We start from the raw sequence: 18,513 nt of genomic DNA, 5'->3' as shown, positions 1-18,513 counted from the left end.
CTTTCTAGAGGGTTCTGACAGGGGGTTCGATGTGCCGACACCGTCATGCCACCGAGATGCCGCCGTTCACGCTGACCACCTGTCCGGTGATGTTGGCGGCGAGGGGTGAGGCGAGGAAGAGGATCGTGTTCGCAAGATCCTCGGGTTCGGTGAGCCCGAGATGTGCCTGATTCTTGATCTTCTCGAAGATTTTCTGACTGAACTCGATGTTCATCGCCCTGTCGTACGATCCCGTGTTCGCGATGAGGGACGGGGTGATCGTGTTCACCCGGACGCCATAGCGCTTGGCCTCGACCGCCAGGGTGCGGGAGAAGGTCACGATTGCGGCCATGGCGGCTCCGATGACACATTCACCGGGCGTCGGGACCTTCGCGGCGTCGGATGCGATGTTGATGATCACCCCGTGCCCGCTCTCCCGCATGAGTGTGACGGCAGCGCGGCTGGTGAGGATGGGTCCGAGTGCCTGCTGCACCAGCATCGTCGGGATCTCTGCGATGTCCGTGTCGTGAAACAGTGTCGGCTGGTACACAGCGACCGTCGAGTTCACGAGAACGTCCAGTCCGCCCATGGTCCGCGCAGCTTCGCGGACAACCTCGTCGGCGGCTCCGGGGTCGTTGGCATCTGCCGGCAGGAAGTGAACTTCGGACTCCGGGCAGAGCGCGCGGACTCGGTCAATCGCCTCTTTCCCTCTCGTCTCGTTGCGACCGACGAGGGTGATGTGCCGGGCGCCGCATTGCGCGAAGGAGATCGCAGTGGTGAGGCCGACACCCGAGGTGCCGCCAATCACCAGGATCTTAGATTTGCTGAAGTCGAATCCGTCGGCCGGATTCGCCCGGTCGGCTGCGGCGGTGTTGGTAATGCTCATGTGGTGCTCCGTTTCTCGTACGGAACGAAGTCGGTTCCGTACTTTTCTCGCATGATGATGATCTTCTGGATTTGGGCTGTGCCGTCGGCGATCTCGACAGACATGACGTCTCGGAGGCGTTGCTCGAAGGGCAGTTCCTGTGAGTAGCCGTAATTGCCGTGGAGGAGCAGGCATTCCTTGACCGCTGCACTTGCGACCAGGGGTCCGTACCACTTGGCCATCGCGGCCTCCGCGGTGTGCGGCAGGTTCAAGGTTCGCTTCTCCAGGGCCGAATAGCAGATCAGCCGGGCTGCCTCGAGCTTCGTGAGATGTTCGGCCATCGGAAAGGACACGCCTTCGAACTTGGCCAGCTTTGCACCGAATGCTGTGCGCTGTCGGACGTACTCGGCCGTCTCGTCCAGCGACACCTGCGCTGCACCGATCCCCGTGAGGGCGAGGAGTGGCCGCGTGAAGTCGAATCCGTTGAGGACGCGGGAGAATGCACGACCCTCGACCCCGATCAGATTGTCGGCCGGAATCTCCACCGCGTCCAGATGCAGGACTCCACGCCCGAGAATGCCCCAGCCGGTGTCTGGAACAACCGATTTGGCGATGCCGGCACTGTCGAGCGGAACCAGGAAGGCCGATACACCGACATCGCCACCGTCGCGGATGGTGCGTGCGGCGACGATAATCGCCTCGGCGTTGCTCAGCATGGTGACCGACGTCTTCTCTCCGGAGATGACATACCCGTCGTCGGTCGCACGCGCGGTCGTCGTGATGTTCGCCGCGTCGGACCCCGTTTCGGGCTCGGTCAGCCCGAAAGCCACGAACGTCTCGCCGGCGACCAGGCGCGGGAGCCATTCCTTCACCAGCGTCTCGGACCCGTGATGGCGGATCAGTGTGCCCATCAGCATCACCGGGATCGCGATGTTGGCGATATTGAAGTCCGCGTAGGCGAGTTCCTCCACCGCGAGACCGGCGGCGACGAAATCCTCCCGGTCGAGCGGGTTGTACTCGTCGCCCGCGAGCAGACCGTAGATTCCGAGGTCTGCGATCTCGCGATGCAGGTCCCAGGGAAATGTCGAGGACTTGGCACGGGCAAGGTACCCGGGTGCGACTCGCTTGGCCGCGAAGGCGTTCACCGCGTCGCGGATCCTCGAGCGGTCGGGATCGACGACTGAGGTCATGAGATGGCCTTGTCGTCCGAGTCGACGAGATGAGATGCGGGTGCAGGTTCGGCGTGCGGCGGTGCGGTTGCCGACCGGGCCCCGCGGACCAGCGTGTACGCGCTGAGCGCACCGACCAAACAGATCACCATGCAGATGCCGGGGATGGACCACACGCCCCAACTCGACCCCTGGAGTGCGACCGCGACCAGGGGTGCGAATCCGCCGAGCACGCCGGCGAGCTGGATCCCGAAGGATCCTGCGGTGTAACGGACTTCCGCCGGAAGGCTTTCGGCGACAAATGCCGGGAAGACACCGTTGATCATGGCGTGGCCGCAGCCCGTCGTGGCGATCATGGTGACGAATATGAGCGCGAGGTTACCCGTCGTCAATGCTCCGAAATAGACGATCAGCATCACTCCCTCGATCACCAACCCTCCGGCGACGAGCTTGGCGCGCCCGATGCGGTCGGACAGTGCACCCCACACGGGGTTCATGACGACGACCAGGAGTGTGGCGGCAGTGATGAGCCACAGCATCGTCGTACGGTCGATACCGACAGTCTTGACCGCGTAGCTCAGGCTGTAGACGGTCAGGATGTACCAGCAGGCGAACACTCCACCCATGACGAGGGTGATTCCGAGAATTGTCTTGGGGTACCGGACCAGAGCCTGCCGCACAGGGTTACGAGTCTTCGCACTGTCCGCGACGTGCTTGAAGTCGGGGGTTTCCTCGATTCCGTTCCGAATGATCAGCCCGACGACGACGATGGCCGCACTGAGCAGGAACGGCACTCGCCAGCCCCAGGTCATGAGCGCGTCTTCAGGCATCAGGGTCACCAGCGCGAATACGGCGGTGGCGAGGACGGTTCCGCCTTGGGCGCCCGCCGTCGAAAAGCTTCCGTAGAACCCCCGCTTGTTCGGCGGGGCGTGCTCGACGGCGATCAGCACGGCGCCTCCCTGCTCGCCCCCGATGGCAATGCCCTGGACCAGCCTCAGGACGAGAAGCATGATCGGCGCCAGCGCACCGACGGTTGCGTACGTCGGCAACACGCCGATCAGCACTGTCGCGCCACCCATCATGGCGATGGTGATCATGAGTGCCGATCGGCGACCGAAGCTGTCGCCGATGTAGCCGAAGATCAAACCGCCGATCGGTCGCACCAGATAGCCGGTGGCGAACGTCGCGAACGACATAATCAACGCGACTTGGGGGCTGACGTCGCGGAAGAAGACGTCACCGAAGACCAGTGCCGCCGCCGTCCCGTAGATCACCAGGTCGTAGAACTCGATGACGGTGCCGAGAAATGCGGCCAGTGCGGCACGCCGAGACGTTCTTCGCGACGACGCCGATTCGACGCGGGGAGGGTCGGCGATGGGTGATTCCATGTCTGCTCCTGATTGAGAGGATCGGATGGTCGCCGACGCGAAAGCCGCAGGAAGAGGGACACCCAACCGCTTTCGGTCTAATGGAATGACCATAAATTGGGAGACAAGTTGCCCGGGCGTGTCTTTCGACTCTCGTCTCACGAAGGACGTGCTGTGACCCGTCCCACAAGGGCATCATGCCGACAATTTATACAAAAATCAACACCCTGATGCAGATTCTGTACAAACCCACTTCGTCCCGAATTCCGGCCCGGGGACCAAGGCGCGGCCACAGGTCAATCCGGCGCGCACTCCTGCACGATCTTCGCCCACCGTGCATGGGCGATCGGCGCCCACTGCTCACGACGCCGGCGGATCGTTTCCGCGCCTTCGCGACCGATCCACTCCGGTAACAACAGCTCGGGAAGAAACGGATCCCGCCGCATCAAGCGCTGCTGAACATTGAGCAGCCGGAGGTACGTCAGCAAGACGTCAGCCTCATCCGACGGCTCCGCCAGGTCCTCGAGCTGGGCAAGCAGCAACTCGTACGATTCGGCGATACCGGTGAGGTCCCAGGCGTCCCGGACGATCTCTCGGTCGGTCATGCCCGTGGCCTGCACCGGACCGATCACGGCGAGCGACGACGCTTCGAGCCCCAGCGACTTCACCAGCTCGCTCAGGTCATCCTTCCGGTCCGCATGGGGCGTCGCCCACACACTCGACAGCGGATTGCCCATTCCCAGCCAGGACAGGCCACCGTAAAGCCGCTTTCGCGTCGTGCGGAGCTGGTTGGGCACCGTGACGAACAGCAGCAACCACCGGCCGTCCCACGACGGCGGACCCGCGAGATAGGCGTTCGATCGCCGGATACCGTTGGACACGAGACCCCGCCCCCTGCCCGCGAGGCGCCAGTGCACCGCCCGCCCGCGCCGTTCGCGCTCGAGCCACTCGGCCGCAGCGGCACGCGCCAGCAATTGACGACCGGCGTGCTCCTCGATCCCGAGGCCGCCGAGCACTCGGAGCAACGCCGTCGTCCAGGCCTCCTCCGTCGACGAATGCATGAGCTCACCGACGACCGTGAGGAGGAGGGATCGAGCACTCGGCGGAGGAAGGTTGACGTCGAACACACCACGAATTGTCGCAGGCTCGGCAGGCGGCGCGCCGCGGCACTCGCCGCCAGTCCCAAAGTTATACATTTCTGACCACATAGAGTTGATTATTGTCTAATTTGGGTCTACAAAGAAGGGACCGGTCCGCCACGTGGCCGATTCACATCCCCCATCACCCCGGGTTGGCCCGGCCATCCCTGGGTTGGGCGCGAAGGAGGCAGGTGCCGTGCCGGAGACATTGACGACCGCACTGACCAGACTCGGCGACATTGCTGCCGACCCGGAGACATACGTCGTTCAGTGGAAAGAGCGGACCGGCGGAAAAGTCGTCGGGGCGTTCCCCATGAACTTTCCGGCCGAGATCGCCCACGCCGCCGGCGCGTTGCCGGTGATCATCCAGGAGAACCGTGAACCCGACAGCATGGGGCGAAACCTGTTGGCCGAGTTCTATTGCGGTTACACCAGGAACATCGCGGACCAGGCCGCCAAGGGCAGGCTGGACATCTACGACAGCTTCTTCCTGTCCGACCACTGCATTCAGCTCCTGGGAGCGGTGGATGTAGTGCGCGACGAATACGCCGACACACCGCTGCACTTCGAACAATTCGCCAGCTCGCTCGGTGACGCCTGGGCCCCGGACGTCGTCGACGCGAAGATACGCGCCTTCATCGACGAAATGGCGACCTTCACCGGCGAACCCTTTTCCGCACAGTCACTCTCGCGCAGCATCACGCTGTTCAACGACAACCGCCGGCTTCTCCGTCACATCTTTGCAGCACGCAGATCCGGCAGCGCGCAGTTCACCTCGACCGAGATGCAGTCACTGGTGAAGTCGAGCATGGTGATGGACAAGGCCGAGCACACCGCGCTGCTTCGGCAGATCGTCGAAGGACTCGAGACGGTCCCCCGCGACGATCGCATTCGTCTGCACCTGTCGGGTCATTTCTGCCACGCCCCGAATCCCCAACTGCTGAGCGCCGTCGAGGAATGCGGGGCGGTCGTGGTCGACGATGATCTCTACCACGGCGCCCGTTACATCTCGACCTACGTCGATGAAGACATCGACCCGGTCGCCGCACTCGGCCGCTGGTACCTGCAGCGCGACGTCAACCTCCCCTGCCCCACCCGTGTCAAACACGACACCGACTGGGAGGACACGCTGATCCGCTCCGTCGAGACGAGTGGCGCTCACGGGGTCATCGTGCTGATGGCCAAGTTCTGCGAGCCGCACATGCTCTACTACCCGCAACTCCGCAAACGGCTCACGGAGCAGAGCATCCCTCACCTACTCCTCGAAACCGAACACGACGGGGTTCCGGTGGAATCGGTCCGTACCCGTGTCGAGGCTCTGCTCGAGCGCATCCGGCGCACCCAGCTCGTCACGTCGTGAAATCCGAACCCTCGACCCACCAGGAAGTGATCACATGAGCACTACCGTCACCGACAACACCAACCGATTGAGCATCACCAAGACCGGCGGCAAGATGGTCGCCAACTACTGGGACAACATCTTCACCGCCCGCGAACGTGGCCAGAAAGTCGTCTGGTACAACGGTTCTGCCGTCAACCCTTTCTTCCAGGCTGCGGGTCTCGCCTGGTGCCACGGTGAGGCCTTCTCCGCCCGGCTCGCCGCCCAGCACCTCGAGCGCCCCGCCCAGCTGGCCGCCGAAGAGGCGGGCTACATCGGAGAACTCTGCTCGTATTCGCGCACCCATCTCGGATGCGCCGTTCTCACCAGAGAAAGCGGCCACGCCAGCGGCACCGGTGTCGTCGGCCTGCCGGCACAGCAGGAGTTGGCCAGCCGATTGCCGGCGCCCGATTTCTTCGTCAACGCCTATGCCGGCTGCAGTACCGGACAGCAGTGGGACGACATCTCCTTTCGGGTGTTCGGCAAGGAGGTGCCGATTTTCAACGTATCACTGCCCTATCTCGCGGCCGGCAAGCCCGGCGCAGGTTACTTGGTGGGCGAGGAATGGGAGCAGGCATCGCGCTATGTGGCCGACCAACTGCTCGAACTCGTGTCATTCATCGAGTCCATGACCGGACAACCGTTCGACTGGGACGCCCTCCGGCAGAACATGGCGTACATCAAGCGCGCATCCGAACTCCGCCGCGAAGCCATGGCACTGTGCGCACAAGCGCCCACCCCGGCGACGTTCTTCGACTGGATCGCGAGCATCGCACACATCAACTTCCTTCCGGCCAGCCAGGAATTGGTGGACTACTTCGCGGCGGTGAAGGCCGAGATCGAACTACGAATCGCCGAAGGCGTTCCCGCAGTGCGCAATGAACGCTACCGCGTCTACTTCGACGGATTCATGAACTGGAACAAGCTGGGCTTCCTTGCCCGCAAGTTCGCCGATCACGACGTGGCGGTCATTGCCGGCCGGTACACCCATCAGGCGTTCTGGCAGGAACCCCATCTGATCGACCCCGAGAATCCGCTACTCGGCATGGCGCAGCACTACCTGCTGTGCCCGACCAACCACGGAACGAAGACCATCAAACAACTGGTATTACGGGACTGCGAACAGTACAGAGTGGACGGCATCGTGTTCCACTCCACCCGCACCTGCCGGGCGTTCACCAATCCTCAACAGTTGGTCGCCAAGGCGGCGCAGCATGAACTCGGCATCCCCTCGATCTTTTTCGAAGGCGATGTCGCCGACGCTTCCTTCTACAAGGACGAAATCCTCGAAAGTCGACTGGTTGCAATGCTCGAGGGAATCGATGTCCGCCGCAGCCGTTCCGGCAACACGTCAATCTGACACGGACACAACCAGAACGGAGTCACGCAGGTGACCGCTTTCTACATGGGTGTCGATCTCGGGTCGACCACGGCCAAGTCGGTGATCGTCGACCGGCACGGATCGATCCTTGCGTCGGATGTGGTCCAAATGGGCGCGGTCAGCCGCGCCGGGCTGTCCCGATCGATGGCCGGTGCCTTGACGGCAGCCGACCTGGACGAATCCGCCATCACCGCGACCATCGCCACCGGATACGGTCGACGCATGGTTCCCGGGGTCGGACGGACCTTCACCGAAATCACTTGTCACGCCCGCGGTGTCGCCGCACTGTGCCCCGGTACCCGCCTGGTCGTCGACATCGGCGGTCAGGACAGCAAGGCGATCGTCATCGACGACGAGGGTCTCGTAGAGAACTTCTCGATGAACGATCGCTGCGCCAGCGGCACCGGGCGCTTCTTCGAGGTGCTCGCCAGGGCGATCGAGTGCGAGATCGCCGAGCTGGCCGATCTCGCACTCGCCGGCGACAAGGACCTCGAGGTCAGCAGCATGTGCGCCACCTTCGCCGAAACCGAGATCATCTCCCTCCTTGCCCGTGGCGAGCGGCGCGAGGACATCGCCGCCTCCGTACACCGCGCGGTGTCGGCCCGAACACTGGGGCTGGTCTCCCACGTCGGCAAGCACACCCCGGTGGTAATGACCGGCGGTGTCGCGCGGAACGCCGCGGTCGTGCACTTCCTCGAGGACTCACTTGGTACTCCCGTCACGGTCCCCGATACGCCGCAGATCTCCGGTGCGTACGGTGCCGCCCTGCTCGCGCGTGACAGTGTCGAGAGCAGTCCGCAACTGCAGAACTGCACTGACGAGAACCTTCCGGCGTCCACACGACCCGGACCAACTCCGGACTGCACGACCTGCGGGTCAACGCAGGATGCCGTCGCCGGCGCACCGCACGGTCGCACGCCGATCCCGCTCCATCCGCGCTGATCTTCGTCGGATCGGTGGCGAAGCAACCATTCTGTCGAGGTATGCCGCTACCGACATGGCGCTCCGCCTCCGCGATCAACTCGCGTGCGGCACCTGCGCCATAGCCTGTCGGCGGTCAGGCTCCGGTGCCGCTCATCGCACGCAACTCGTGCTTGAGCACCTTTCCGGTCGTGTTCCGCGGGAGAACATCGATGATGCGCAATTCGAGAGGAAGCTTGTACCGGGCCAGTTCGGCGCCGGCAAAGTCCCGGAGTTCCTCCAGGTCGAGATGCGCTCCCTGTACGAGCACCGCCACCGCCACCACACGTTCTCCCCAGCGATCGTCGCGGGCACCAACCACCGCAACCTCGGCGATGGCGGGGTGGCCGTACAGCACGCTCTCGACTTCTGCGGGGTACACGTTCTCGCCACCGCTGATGATCATGTCCTTGAGTCGGTCCGCGATGTAGTAGTAGCCGTCCTCATCCTGATAGGCCACGTCACCGGTACGGAACCAACCATCTGTACCCAGCGCCGCGGCCGTCGCCTCGGGCAGGTTCCAGTAGCCCGGGGACACTGTGTCGCCGCGCACGCACAGTTCGCCGTGAACACCAGGCGTGGTGAGAACATTTCCCTCGAAGTCGATCAACCGCACCTCGTTGAGCATGCCGGCGGTGCCACATGAGCCGAGTTTCTCCAAGGCGCGGTCCGTCCCCAGGAAGGTCGCCCCTGTGGCGGCCTCGGTCAGACCCCAACATTGACTCACGGGAATCCCGCGTGCCCCATACAACCGCAGCATCGGTTCCGGGACGGGCGCCGCGCCCGCGACGATGATTCGGACGCTGGACAAGTCCGCCGTGTCGAAGCGCTCGTGCTTGCTCGCGAACAGCATCATGGCTGGGACCATGAACAGCGATGTCACCCGATAACGCTCTATGTCGTCGAGTAGCGACCCGGCGTCGAAATGTTCGTGGACGACGACGTGGCCCCCTGCCATGAGTGTCGGAAGAGTCATGACACACATTCCGCCGGAATGGAAGAGCGGCGCCGATGTGAGTGCGACGTGGTCGGCGTTGTAGTTCACCGCCAGCATCCAGTTGACGTTGCTGGTCCAGACATTTCGGTGGGTGAGTACGGCACCCTTGGGTCGCCCCGTCGTTCCCGAGGTGTACAGAATCAGGGCCGCCGAATCCGCATCGACGGCGGCCTCCTCGACGTGGATGTGACGAAGGGCCAGGAGGTCGTCGACGCCATCCCAACCGTCAGTACTTTCGCCGGTTCGTAGATATCGCCGCACGCCGAGATCGGTGCGCACCTCGTCGATGGGGCCGGTGTGCGCGTCGTCAGCGATGAGCAGGCGAGCGTCACTGTCCTGAATATTCTGTGCAAGTTCACTTCCTGTGAACCGAAAGTTGAGGCACGAAGATCGCGCCCAGTCGCGCCGTCGCGAAGAGCGCCACGAGGAAACGGCTGTGGTTGAAGCCCACGTAGGCGACACGGTCACCGGAGCGGATCTCACACCCGTACAACACATCCGCGAAGGATTCGATCTCTCGCTGTAGTGTCGCGAACGACAGGGTCTCACCGGCGAACGTCAGCGCCGACCGATCTCCGTCGCGCTCGGCGCGCCGACGCAGCCACGTGGCCAATCCAATCGGGTTCATCATTACTCCGTTCGACGTCGAAGGCCGGGGGCGATTCCCGTCGGCTGGTGTCCGCGGTTGCCCGTGACTCAGGCGGAGACGGTCTTCAATCCCGCCGCGCGGTGTGCGGCGTCGAGGAAGGAGCGCACCAGTGCCTCGTCGCGGTAGTACTGGTCGCCGACGCCGGCGACGGCGCGGCGCCGCCCGTATTCGTACAGGACCGCCAGTTTCCACAGGGCCAGTGCCGTGTACCAGTTCAGGTTCGACAGGTCGGCGCCGGTGGCGGCCGCGTACCGCTGAGCCAGTTCGTCCCGGGTCGGGTATCCGTCCTCGAGGACGGCAGTACCGAGGTCCTCGGTCGGTGTGCGTTCCTCCCCCTCGACGGGATACGACGCGAGGAAGTAGCCGAGATCGAACAGCGGGTCGCCGATCGTCGCGAGCTCCCAGTCCAGCACTGCGGCAATACGTCCCGGTGAGTCGGGAGCGAGGATGACGTTGCCGATGCGGTAGTCGTTGTGGATGATCGCCGCACCCGATTCGGCGGGCACGTTGGCGCCGAGCCATGCGTCGATGTCCGCGAACTCCGGCGGCGGTGTCCCGTCCTCGGCCGCGACCAGCCTGCCCATGCGGCGCAGGTGGCGTTCGTTGAATCCTTCCGGGCGGCCCAGGTCGCCCAGGCCGGCGGCCTGCCAGTCCACCGCGTGCAGTGCGGCGAGCGTGTCGATCAACGCTTCCCCGATCCGGCGGCGGTCTGCCGGCGCGCTCAGCGCGGACGGGGTCTCGGTGGTGACCACCGGTCCGGCGACGTAGTCCATCACGTAGAACGGGACGTCGAGCACCTCACCGGTCTGGCCGACGGCGAGGACGTCCGCCACCGGCACGCCGCTGCCGGCGAGGCCGCCGACGAGACGGGCCTCCCGCAGCATGTCGTGGGCGCCCGGTGGAATCGGCGGAGGCGGCGGGCGGCGGACGATCACCTGACGGACCCCGTCGGACACGAGGAACGTCAGGTTGGAATGTCCGTCGCCGATCCCCGCGGTCGTGAGCGGGCCCTCGGTGATCCCGCGCTCGCGCAGGAACGCCTCCAGCGCACCGAGCGTGTCGGGAGTCCATTCCCAGGTCATGCGCTCGCCTCCATCCGTGTCGTCATTCGTTGATTCCTACTGCCCTGTGAAGCGCGGCGCCCGCTTCTCCTTGAACGCCGCGAGCGCCTCCGGCATGTCGGCGCCCCGGGTGAGCAGCGCCTGTCCCCGGTTCTCCAACTCGAGTGCCGCCGCGTACGACGTCACTTCCTGGTTCCGCTGCAGTGCCCGCTTCGACATCCGGACGCCGCCCGGCGAATTCGATGCGATCGCCTCGGCCACCGCCACTGCCTCGCCGAACAGGTCCTCGCTCGGCACCACCCGGTTCGCCAGCCCGATTCGGGCGGCTTCCTCCGCACCGACGAAACGCGCCGTGTAGGCGATCTCCGCCGCCCGGCCGGGCCCGACGAGCCGGGTGAGCTGCCACGACGTGCCGAGTTCTCCGACGGACAGTCCGACCTTGACGAACGCCGCATTGAATTTCGCGGTGGGCGCCACGAGCCGGATGTCGCAGGCAAGCGCGAGCGACAGACCGCCCCCGGACGCCGCACCGTGAATCGCGGCGATCACCGGGAACGGCAGGTGGTGCAGCGCCGCCAGGCCACCGGTCGCGGTCTCCTGGAACCTGAGGAACTCACGCACACCCATTTCCGTGATCACGCTGATCTCGTCCAGATCGAAGCCCGCGCAGAACACGCGATCGCCCGCACCGCGGATGATCAGCGCCCGCGCGTCCGTGTCGCGCAGGGCGTATGCGACGGTGTTGAACTCCTCGAACATCTTCACGACCATCGAGTTCATCCGCTCGGGCCGATTGATCGTGAGGACGACGATCTTGCCGTCGAGCACGTCGAGGGTGAGGGTCTCCAGCTGGGGCGGCTCGTAGTTGCTCAGCACCGCCGTATTCTCCCGCACTTCGGTCTGCGTCATCTGGCTCACCTTCCCGTGAACTTCGGGCTGCGCTTCTCTTTGAACGCGGCCAGCGCCTCGGGCATGTCGTCGCCACGAGTGAGCAGCGCCTGACCGCGGTTCTCGAGTTCGAGCGCCGCCGCATACGAGGAGACTTCCATGTTCGCGTGGAGTGCACGCTTGGACAGCTGCACTCCGGCAGGGGAATTCGCGCTGATCAGGCGGGCCATCGCGAGTGCCTCGTCGAGCAGCGACTCGGCCGGAACGACGGCGTTCAGCAGTCCGAGGGCTTCGGCCTCCACGGCCTCGATGAAGCGACCGGTGTACGCGAATTCGGCTGCGCGTGCCGGCCCGATGAGGCGGGGCAGGTGCCACGACGCACCCAGATCGCCTGCGGACAGACCGATCCGCACGAACGCCGCGTTGAACCGTGCCGCGGGCGAACCGATCCGGATGTCGGCGGCGAGGGACAGGGACAGCCCTCCACCGGCGGCCGCACCGTTGACTGCGGCGATCACCGGGACCCGGATGCTGCGGATCGCCGAGAGAGCCCGCGCGGCCAGTTCCTGCTGGTCCAGCATGCCCATCGGCGTCATCGACGACAAACCTTCGGCGTCGTCGAGGTCGAATCCGCCGCAGAACGCCTTGCCTGCGCCGGTGAGGATCACGACGCGGAGGTCGTGTTCGTGATCCAGTTGCAGCGCAACCTTCTCCAGTTCGACGAACATGGTGTTCGTCATCGAGTTCATTCGTTCGGGGCGGTTCAACGTCACGACGGCGATACCGGGTTCCGGCCGGTCGAGCGTGAACGTTTCCCATGTCGTGGGCTCGGTCACGAGGTCACTCCTTCTCAGTTCGGCGATCCCAGGTGGTCGCCGCAAGTTTTTTCGTGGTGGTCCGGACGCCGACGGTCCGGCAGGTCAGGTCTCCGCGGCGGCCTCGCGCACAGCACCCGAGCGCAGCCAGTCGGCGGCACGCCCGGGGTCGATCCCCCAGTCGGTCAGGATCTCGGTGGTGTGTTCGCCCGGCATCGGCGGACGGCGATCTACTGCGGCCGCGGTGCGGCTGAAGCGCGGCGCCGGCGCCGGTTGGACGAGACCGTCGACGTCGACGAATGCCTTTCGGGCGACGTGGTGGGGATGCGACGGCGCCTCGTCGACGTCGAGGACGGGCGCGATGCACGGCGTCAGCCCCTCGGCGGCGTCAAGCCATTCCGTGAGTGTTCGGCCGCGCACGGCGTCGGCGAAGATCTTCTTCATCTGCGGCCACTGCGAGCGGTCATTCTGGTCCGGAAGATCGCCAGGCAACTCCAGCAGCGCAACGAGGTCGGCGTAGAAATGCGGTTCCATCGCCCCGACGGCCAGCCACTTACCGTCCGCGGTCTCGTAGGCGTCGTAGTAGGGCGCACCGCTGTCGACGATGTTGGTGCCGCGTTCAGGGTTCCACGTTCCCGTCTGCGCGAACCCGAAGAAGGGTGTCGCGAGGAGTGCGGACCCCTCGACCATCGAGGCGTCGACCACCTGCCCGAGTCCCGACCGCTGCCTCTCGAACAGCGCCGACAGGACGCCCATCGCGAGAAGCATTCCCCCGCCGCCGAAGTCGCCGATCAGACTGAGCGGCGGGGTGGGCGGTTGGCCGTGGCGTCCGATCAACGACAGGGCACCACTGAGCGCGACGTAATTGATGTCGTGGCCGACGTGCTGAGCGAGCGGTCCGTCCTGACCGAAACCGGTCATGCGGCCGTAGATCAGCCCGGGATTACGTGCGGCGCAGTCGTCCGGTCCGATGCCGAGTCGCTCGGCGACCCCGGGTCGGAAGCCCTCGATCAAGATGTCTGCGTCCGCTACGAGAGAGAGCACGACCGCGGCGCCGTCCGGATGCTTGAGGTCGACGGCGAGCGAGCGACGACCGCGGTGCAGCAATTCCGTGCGGAAGTCGGCATTCGGCCCCACCAGTCCCGAACCCGTGGCGCGATCCACGCGAATCACGTCGGCGCCCAGATCGGCAAGGAGCATGGCGCAGAACGGACCCGGACCGATCGAACCGATTTCGATCACCTTCAAGCCCGACAGCGGCCCGGTGAACGAGCGTTTCGAGTCGTCCCGCACCATCTACCCATCTCCTGTCGATCTTTGGTCTGATAATAATACCTTGGAATCGTTCACGGTGGAATCCCCCCGCATTCGCGGCCCGGCGTGTGCACTGACGACCAGTACGACCGAGAGCAGTACGACCGCTCCCCCGATGACGAGGACGGGCGTGACGGGCTCGGACAGGACCACCGACCCGAGTGCCACCGCCACCACCGGATTCACATACGTATGGGTGGCGACCAGCGGCAACGGTGCGTGGTGCAGCAGCCACGCGTACGCGGTGAAGCCGACGATCGAGCCGAAGACCACGAGGTAGCCGAATGCGCCCCACGCGCGGAGTCCGATGTCACCGTGCAGCCGTTCCCCTGCCGCTACCGACGCGAGCGTCATGGCGGCACCGGCCGCCAGAAGCTGGTACGTCGCACTGACATACACGTCACGAGGCAGCCAGATTCGGGGCTTGATCCACGACCCGAACGACCAGGACACACTGGACAACACGATGACCGCCACGCCGACGAGCGGGAGTCCCGAGTGCTCACCACCGTGCGGCAGCACCAGCACTGCGAGACCGATCAGCCCCACACCGACGCCGGCCAATTCGAGAACCCGTGGACGGTCACCGGACAGCGTGCGGTAGATGCAGATCCACAGCGGCACCATGGCCACGAGGAGCGCCGTCACCCCGGAGGGCACGCCGTGCAGCTGGCCGACCGAGGTCAGGCCGTTCCCGCAGGCGAGCAGCAGTACGCCCAGGAACGAAGCGCCTGCCGCTTCCCGCCAGGTGAGGCGCAGCCGCCGCCAGCCACCGCGACAGGCCAGGAAGGCGACCATCAGCAGAGCGGCAAGGAGGAACCGCGCACCCATCGAGCCGAGCGGAGGGACCTCGTCGATCACCAGACGGATCGCGAGATAGATCGATCCCCAGATCACATAGACGAGGAACAGGGCCAGCGCGATCGCACCCCGCCCGGCACGTGCCGGCGTCATGACGCTCAGGAGAATCGCGGAGCGCGCTTCTCGAGGAAGGCGGTGATGCCCTCCTTCGCCTCTCCGTTCTCGAACAGGTCCTGCTCCTGGGCGACCTCGAACCGGAAGCCCTCCTCGAGCGGGGTGTCGAACGACGCGTCGACCGTGCGGATGACGGCGCGCTGCGCGGGCAGCGACATCGTGCACAGCTCGGCCGCGAGCGCCTGCGCTGCGTCGGTGGCGGTGCCGGCGTCGACGAGTCGGTCGATCAGTCCGATCGCATGGGCCTCGGCGGCGAGGACCTGACGGGCACTCAGCATGATGTCCAGGGCGCGGCCACGACCCACGAGACGCGGAAGCCGCTGCGTTCCACCAGCTCCTGGGATGAGGCCGAGCTTCACCTCGGGCAGCCCGAACTTCGCGTCCGCTCCGCCGACTCGCAGGGTGCAGGCCATTGCCAGTTCGAGGCCGCCGCCGAGTGCGAGGCCGTCCACCGCGGCGATCGAGATGCGGTCGGCCGACGCCAGCCGGTCGAGCGCCCCACGAAGTCGATCGCCGTACGCGGTGAAGGACTCCGCGTCCACGGATGACATGTGCTTGATGTCCGCGCCGGCCGCGAAGAAGCCCGGAATGTCCGAGCGGACGACGATCACCTTCACCGATCCATCGGCGTCGGCTGCGTCGAGCGCCGCGTTCAGGCCGTCGATGATCGGCAGCCCGAGCGCGTTCGCCGGCCTGCGCTGCAGCGTGATCGTCATGACGCCGTTATCGACGTCGCTCCACGCGACTGCGGGCGTTGCGGTTTCCGACATGCACACCATCCTTCTCGGTCCAGTCACACGTGAGCGGCAATGTGCGCGCGGGCACGCTTTGCCACTCACGTGAGGTATTGAACCAACCATACTAATTGTTGGACCGAAATGGAAGATCAGGGCCGACGCGGGAACTTCTCGAACTCCGGGCGCCGCTTCGCCTTGTACGCCTCGCGCCCTTCCTTCGCCTCCTCGGTCGAGTAGAACAGCAAATTCGCGTCGTGGGCGAGCTGCTGGATGCCGGCCATCCCGTCCTCGGCGGCATTGAAGCTCGCCTTCATCAGCCGCAGCGCGAACGGCGACAACTGGAGCATCTCGCGGCACCACTGCACGGTTTCCCGTTCCAGGTCGGCGAGCGGGACGACGGTGTTGACCAGCCCCATCTCGCGCGCCTGCTGTGCGTCGTACTGCCGGCACAGGAACCAGATCTCCTTGGCCTTCTTCACCCCGACCAGCTCGGCGAGCAGCCCCGCACCGTAGCCACCGTCGAACGACCCGACCTTCGGGCCGACCTGGCCGAACCGGGCATTGTCCGCTGCGATGGACAGGTCGCAGACCAGGTGCAGGATGTGCCCGCCGCCGATCGCGTAACCGGCGACCATGGCGACCACCGGCTTCGGCAGGCGCCGGATCTGAATCTGCAGATCGGTGACGTGGAACCGGCCGACACCGCCCGCCTTGCCCGGCTCGGTGAGGTAGCCGGTGTCGCCGCGCACCCGCTGGTCGCCGCCGGAGCAGAACGCGTCGGGACCCTCACCGGTCAGCACGATGACGCCGACCGAGGAGTCCTCACGGGTATCGACCAGAGCCTCGGAGATTTCCATCAGCGTCTGCGGCCGGAACGCGTTGCGCACCTCCGGCCGGCAGATCGTGATCTTCGCGATCCCGTCGCCGCTGTGCTCGTATCGGATGTCCTCGAATTCACCGACTGCCGTCCAGGACACGAAATCCGTTGTATCACTATTGTTCGTCATGAGGCGATCATAGGCACACGTGCGAACGATCGTTATCAACAGAGCCCGCAAAACGACGAAGGTGCGGCCCGGAAACCGGGCCGCACCTTGGGAATCGCCGCCCGTCAGGACATCGTCAGACCACCGCTGACGGACAGGGTCTGCCCGGTGACGAATTCTGCTGCATCGGAGGCGAAGTACGCCACCGCGGCACCGATGTCGGTTGCCTGACCGAGCCGCTTCATCGGCACGGCGCGGGTCATGCCGCCGATCACCTTGTCGGCGTCCTGGCCGGAGCTGTCCGCGAACTTGCGCAGCGCCGGGGTGTCGGTCGGGCCGGGGCACACGGTGTTCGCGGTGACACCCTTCGTCGCGATTTCACGGGCGAGGGTCTTGGTGAAGGCGATGATGCCGCCCTTGGCGCCCGAGTAGACGGCCTCGAGCGACGAGCCGACGCGACCGGCGTCCGAACCGATGTTGATGACCCGGCCGAAGCCGCGCTCGACCATGCCCGGGACGGTCGCCTGGATGACCCGCAGCTGGCCCTTGAAGTTGATGTCGAGGATCCGGTCCCAGAACGCCTCGTCGGTCTTCAGGAACGGCATGAAGTCGTCCCAGCCGGCGTTGTTGACGACGATCTCGACCGGGCCGAGCTGCTCGGCGACCTGCTTCACCGCGGCCTGCACGGACGCGGTGTCGGTGACGTCGACGGGCACGGCGATCGCCTGGCCGCCGGCGTCGCGGATTCCGGCGGCGGTCTCCTCGGCGACCTCCAGGTTGAGGTCCGCCACCGCGACGCGGAAGCCCGCTGCCCCGAGGGCGTCGGAGATGCCCTTACCGATGCCCTGTGCACCGCCGGTTACGAATGCGACTCGATTACTCATGTTCTTCTCCGTCTTGTGGTGTTCGTGGTGGAAAGCGGTCAGCGCGGGCTCGCGGCCCATTCGATGGGGCCTGCGACGATCGAGTGACTGGTGAGTTTGCGGCCGAGCACTGTCTGAGCTTCGCGCGCGGCCTCGATGACCCGCGGAAGGTCGAGACCCGTCTCGACGCCCATCTCGTGGAACATGCTCACCAGATCCTCGGTGGCGATATTGCCCGTCGAGCCTGCCGGAACGGGGCAGCCGCCCAGCTCCCCGAAGCTCGATTCGAAGCTCGCGCAACCCGCTTCGAGTGCAGCGTACGCGTTGGCGAGGCCCTGGCCACGCGTGTTGTGGAAGTGTGCGGTCACCTCGACCCCGGGCAGCCGGTCGAGCGCCGCGGCGAAGAATTCCGACGCGTATGCCGGGTTGCACATGCCTGTGGTGTCGCCGAATCCGATCTCGGTGGCGCCGGCCTCGGCGAACCGTTCGGCCAGGTCCAGCACGCGTCCCAACTCGACCTTGCCCTCGAACGGGCAGCCGAACGACGTCGCGATCACCGCGGCGCAGTCGAGACCCTCGGCGACGATCCGCTTGGCCATGACATCGTTGTCGGCCATCGTCTCGTCGACGGTGCGGTTGACGTTCTTCTTGTTGTGGGTCTCCGACGCGCTGACGAAGATTGCGACCTCGTGGAACTTGTCGCGCACCTTCAGTGCATTGTCCAGCCCCTTGCTGTTGGGGACGAGCACCATCAGTTTGGTGTCGTCGGGCACCTCGATGCGACCGAGTACCTCCACCCCGTCCGACAGTTGAGGGATCACGTCCGGCCGCACGAAACTGGCGACCTCGATCCGGGTGAACCCTGCCCGTCCCAGAGCGTTGATCAACCGCACCTTGTCGTCGGTCGGGATGTGCTCCGGTTCGTTCTGGAAGCCGTCACGCGGTCCGACCTCCCGGATCTGGACCCGCTGCGGACGTGCCATGGCGTTG

General features: G+C 65.4%; 17 protein-coding genes and 1 pseudogene. 3 read left to right on the top strand and 15 right to left on the bottom strand.

Going from position 1 to position 18,513, the window contains the following annotated elements; translation table 11 throughout:
• Positions 1 to 43 precede the first annotated feature (43 nt).
• From P3H15_RS13080 to P3H15_RS13065, 4 genes are all read right to left on the bottom strand, one after another.
• A complete protein-coding gene (locus P3H15_RS13080) occupies positions 44 to 865 on the bottom strand; it encodes an SDR family NAD(P)-dependent oxidoreductase (RefSeq protein ID WP_276137625.1) in 822 nt (273 codons plus the stop codon).
• The gene (locus P3H15_RS13075; RefSeq protein WP_276137624.1) at positions 862 to 2,034 is read right to left on the bottom strand and encodes an acyl-CoA dehydrogenase family protein; all 1,173 of its coding nucleotides are present in this window, start codon (positions 2,032 to 2,034) and stop codon (positions 862 to 864) included. The genes P3H15_RS13080 and P3H15_RS13075 overlap by 4 nt, the downstream gene beginning before the upstream one ends.
• On the bottom strand, positions 2,031 to 3,401 hold the full coding sequence (locus P3H15_RS13070; RefSeq protein WP_276137623.1) for an MFS transporter: 1,371 nt from the start codon (positions 3,399 to 3,401) through the stop codon (positions 2,031 to 2,033). Before P3H15_RS13070 ends, P3H15_RS13075 begins: the two co-directional genes overlap by 4 nt.
• A gap of 275 nt (positions 3,402 to 3,676) precedes the next feature.
• The gene (locus P3H15_RS13065; RefSeq protein ID WP_276137622.1) at positions 3,677 to 4,507 is read right to left on the bottom strand and encodes a PaaX family transcriptional regulator C-terminal domain-containing protein; all 831 of its coding nucleotides are present in this window, start codon (positions 4,505 to 4,507) and stop codon (positions 3,677 to 3,679) included.
• A gap of 208 nt (positions 4,508 to 4,715) precedes the next feature.
• Here P3H15_RS13065 and P3H15_RS13060 point away from each other — a divergent pair, with 208 nt between their 5' ends.
• Genes P3H15_RS13060 through P3H15_RS13050 form a run of 3 tightly spaced genes read left to right on the top strand, consistent with a single transcriptional unit; the run spans position 4,716 to position 8,220 of the window.
• Positions 4,716 to 5,879, top strand: coding sequence for a 2-hydroxyacyl-CoA dehydratase subunit D (locus tag P3H15_RS13060; protein ID WP_276137621.1), 1,164 nt, complete (start codon positions 4,716 to 4,718; stop codon positions 5,877 to 5,879).
• 34 nt (positions 5,880 to 5,913) lie between these two features.
• A complete protein-coding gene (locus P3H15_RS13055) occupies positions 5,914 to 7,257 on the top strand; it encodes a 2-hydroxyacyl-CoA dehydratase subunit D (RefSeq protein WP_276137620.1) in 1,344 nt (447 codons plus the stop codon).
• Positions 7,258 to 7,287: 30 nt separating this feature from the next.
• Positions 7,288 to 8,220: an acyl-CoA dehydratase activase gene (locus P3H15_RS13050; protein WP_276137619.1), complete on the top strand. Its 933-nt coding sequence runs from the start codon at positions 7,288 to 7,290 to the stop codon at positions 8,218 to 8,220.
• Between the two features lie 115 nt (positions 8,221 to 8,335).
• Here the strand turns inward: P3H15_RS13050 and P3H15_RS55495 are convergent, their stop codons facing one another.
• The 11 genes and pseudogenes from P3H15_RS55495 to P3H15_RS13000 form a co-directional block, all read right to left on the bottom strand.
• On the bottom strand, positions 8,336 to 8,644 hold the full coding sequence (locus P3H15_RS55495) for a fatty-acid--CoA ligase (protein ID WP_346348774.1): 309 nt from the start codon (positions 8,642 to 8,644) through the stop codon (positions 8,336 to 8,338).
• A gap of 174 nt (positions 8,645 to 8,818) precedes the next feature.
• A pseudogene (locus P3H15_RS13045) lies at positions 8,819 to 9,863 on the bottom strand (AMP-binding protein); the annotation flags it as partial.
• 68 nt (positions 9,864 to 9,931) lie between these two features.
• Complete coding sequence (locus P3H15_RS13040) at positions 9,932 to 10,966, bottom strand: phosphotransferase family protein (RefSeq protein WP_276137618.1); 1,035 nt, start codon at positions 10,964 to 10,966, stop codon at positions 9,932 to 9,934.
• Between the two features lie 36 nt (positions 10,967 to 11,002).
• Entirely contained in the window at positions 11,003 to 11,854 is an 852-nt protein-coding gene (locus tag P3H15_RS13035; RefSeq protein ID WP_276137617.1) for an enoyl-CoA hydratase/isomerase family protein, read from the bottom strand.
• A 5-nt stretch (positions 11,855 to 11,859) separates the two neighbouring features.
• Entirely contained in the window at positions 11,860 to 12,669 is an 810-nt protein-coding gene (locus tag P3H15_RS13030; RefSeq protein ID WP_276137616.1) for an enoyl-CoA hydratase/isomerase family protein, read from the bottom strand.
• 84 nt (positions 12,670 to 12,753) lie between these two features.
• Positions 12,754 to 13,944, bottom strand: a complete 1,191-nt coding sequence (locus P3H15_RS13025) for a CaiB/BaiF CoA-transferase family protein (protein WP_276137615.1) — start codon at positions 13,942 to 13,944, stop codon at positions 12,754 to 12,756.
• A complete protein-coding gene (locus P3H15_RS13020; RefSeq protein ID WP_276137614.1) occupies positions 13,945 to 14,916 on the bottom strand; it encodes an EamA family transporter in 972 nt (323 codons plus the stop codon).
• Between the two features lie 5 nt (positions 14,917 to 14,921).
• Positions 14,922 to 15,707 carry an enoyl-CoA hydratase-related protein gene (locus tag P3H15_RS13015; protein ID WP_276137613.1) on the bottom strand — a complete coding sequence of 262 codons (786 nt, stop codon included), beginning with the start codon at positions 15,705 to 15,707 and terminating at the stop codon, positions 14,922 to 14,924.
• Between the two features lie 116 nt (positions 15,708 to 15,823).
• Positions 15,824 to 16,681 carry a 1,4-dihydroxy-2-naphthoyl-CoA synthase gene (menB, locus tag P3H15_RS13010; RefSeq protein ID WP_276137612.1) on the bottom strand — a complete coding sequence of 286 codons (858 nt, stop codon included), beginning with the start codon at positions 16,679 to 16,681 and terminating at the stop codon, positions 15,824 to 15,826.
• A 104-nt stretch (positions 16,682 to 16,785) separates the two neighbouring features.
• Positions 16,786 to 17,544 carry an SDR family NAD(P)-dependent oxidoreductase gene (locus tag P3H15_RS13005; protein ID WP_276137611.1) on the bottom strand — a complete coding sequence of 253 codons (759 nt, stop codon included), beginning with the start codon at positions 17,542 to 17,544 and terminating at the stop codon, positions 16,786 to 16,788.
• Between the two features lie 38 nt (positions 17,545 to 17,582).
• Complete coding sequence (locus tag P3H15_RS13000) at positions 17,583 to 18,506, bottom strand: hydroxymethylglutaryl-CoA lyase (RefSeq protein ID WP_276137610.1); 924 nt, start codon at positions 18,504 to 18,506, stop codon at positions 17,583 to 17,585.
• Positions 18,507 to 18,513: the final 7 nt, after the last annotated feature.

Origin of the sequence: Rhodococcus sp. T2V (genome assembly GCF_029269925.1) — a bacterium.
Taxonomy (GTDB): Bacteria; Actinomycetota; Actinomycetes; order Mycobacteriales; family Mycobacteriaceae; genus Rhodococcus_F; species Rhodococcus_F koreensis.
This window is presented reverse-complemented; position numbering and strand designations above follow the sequence as displayed.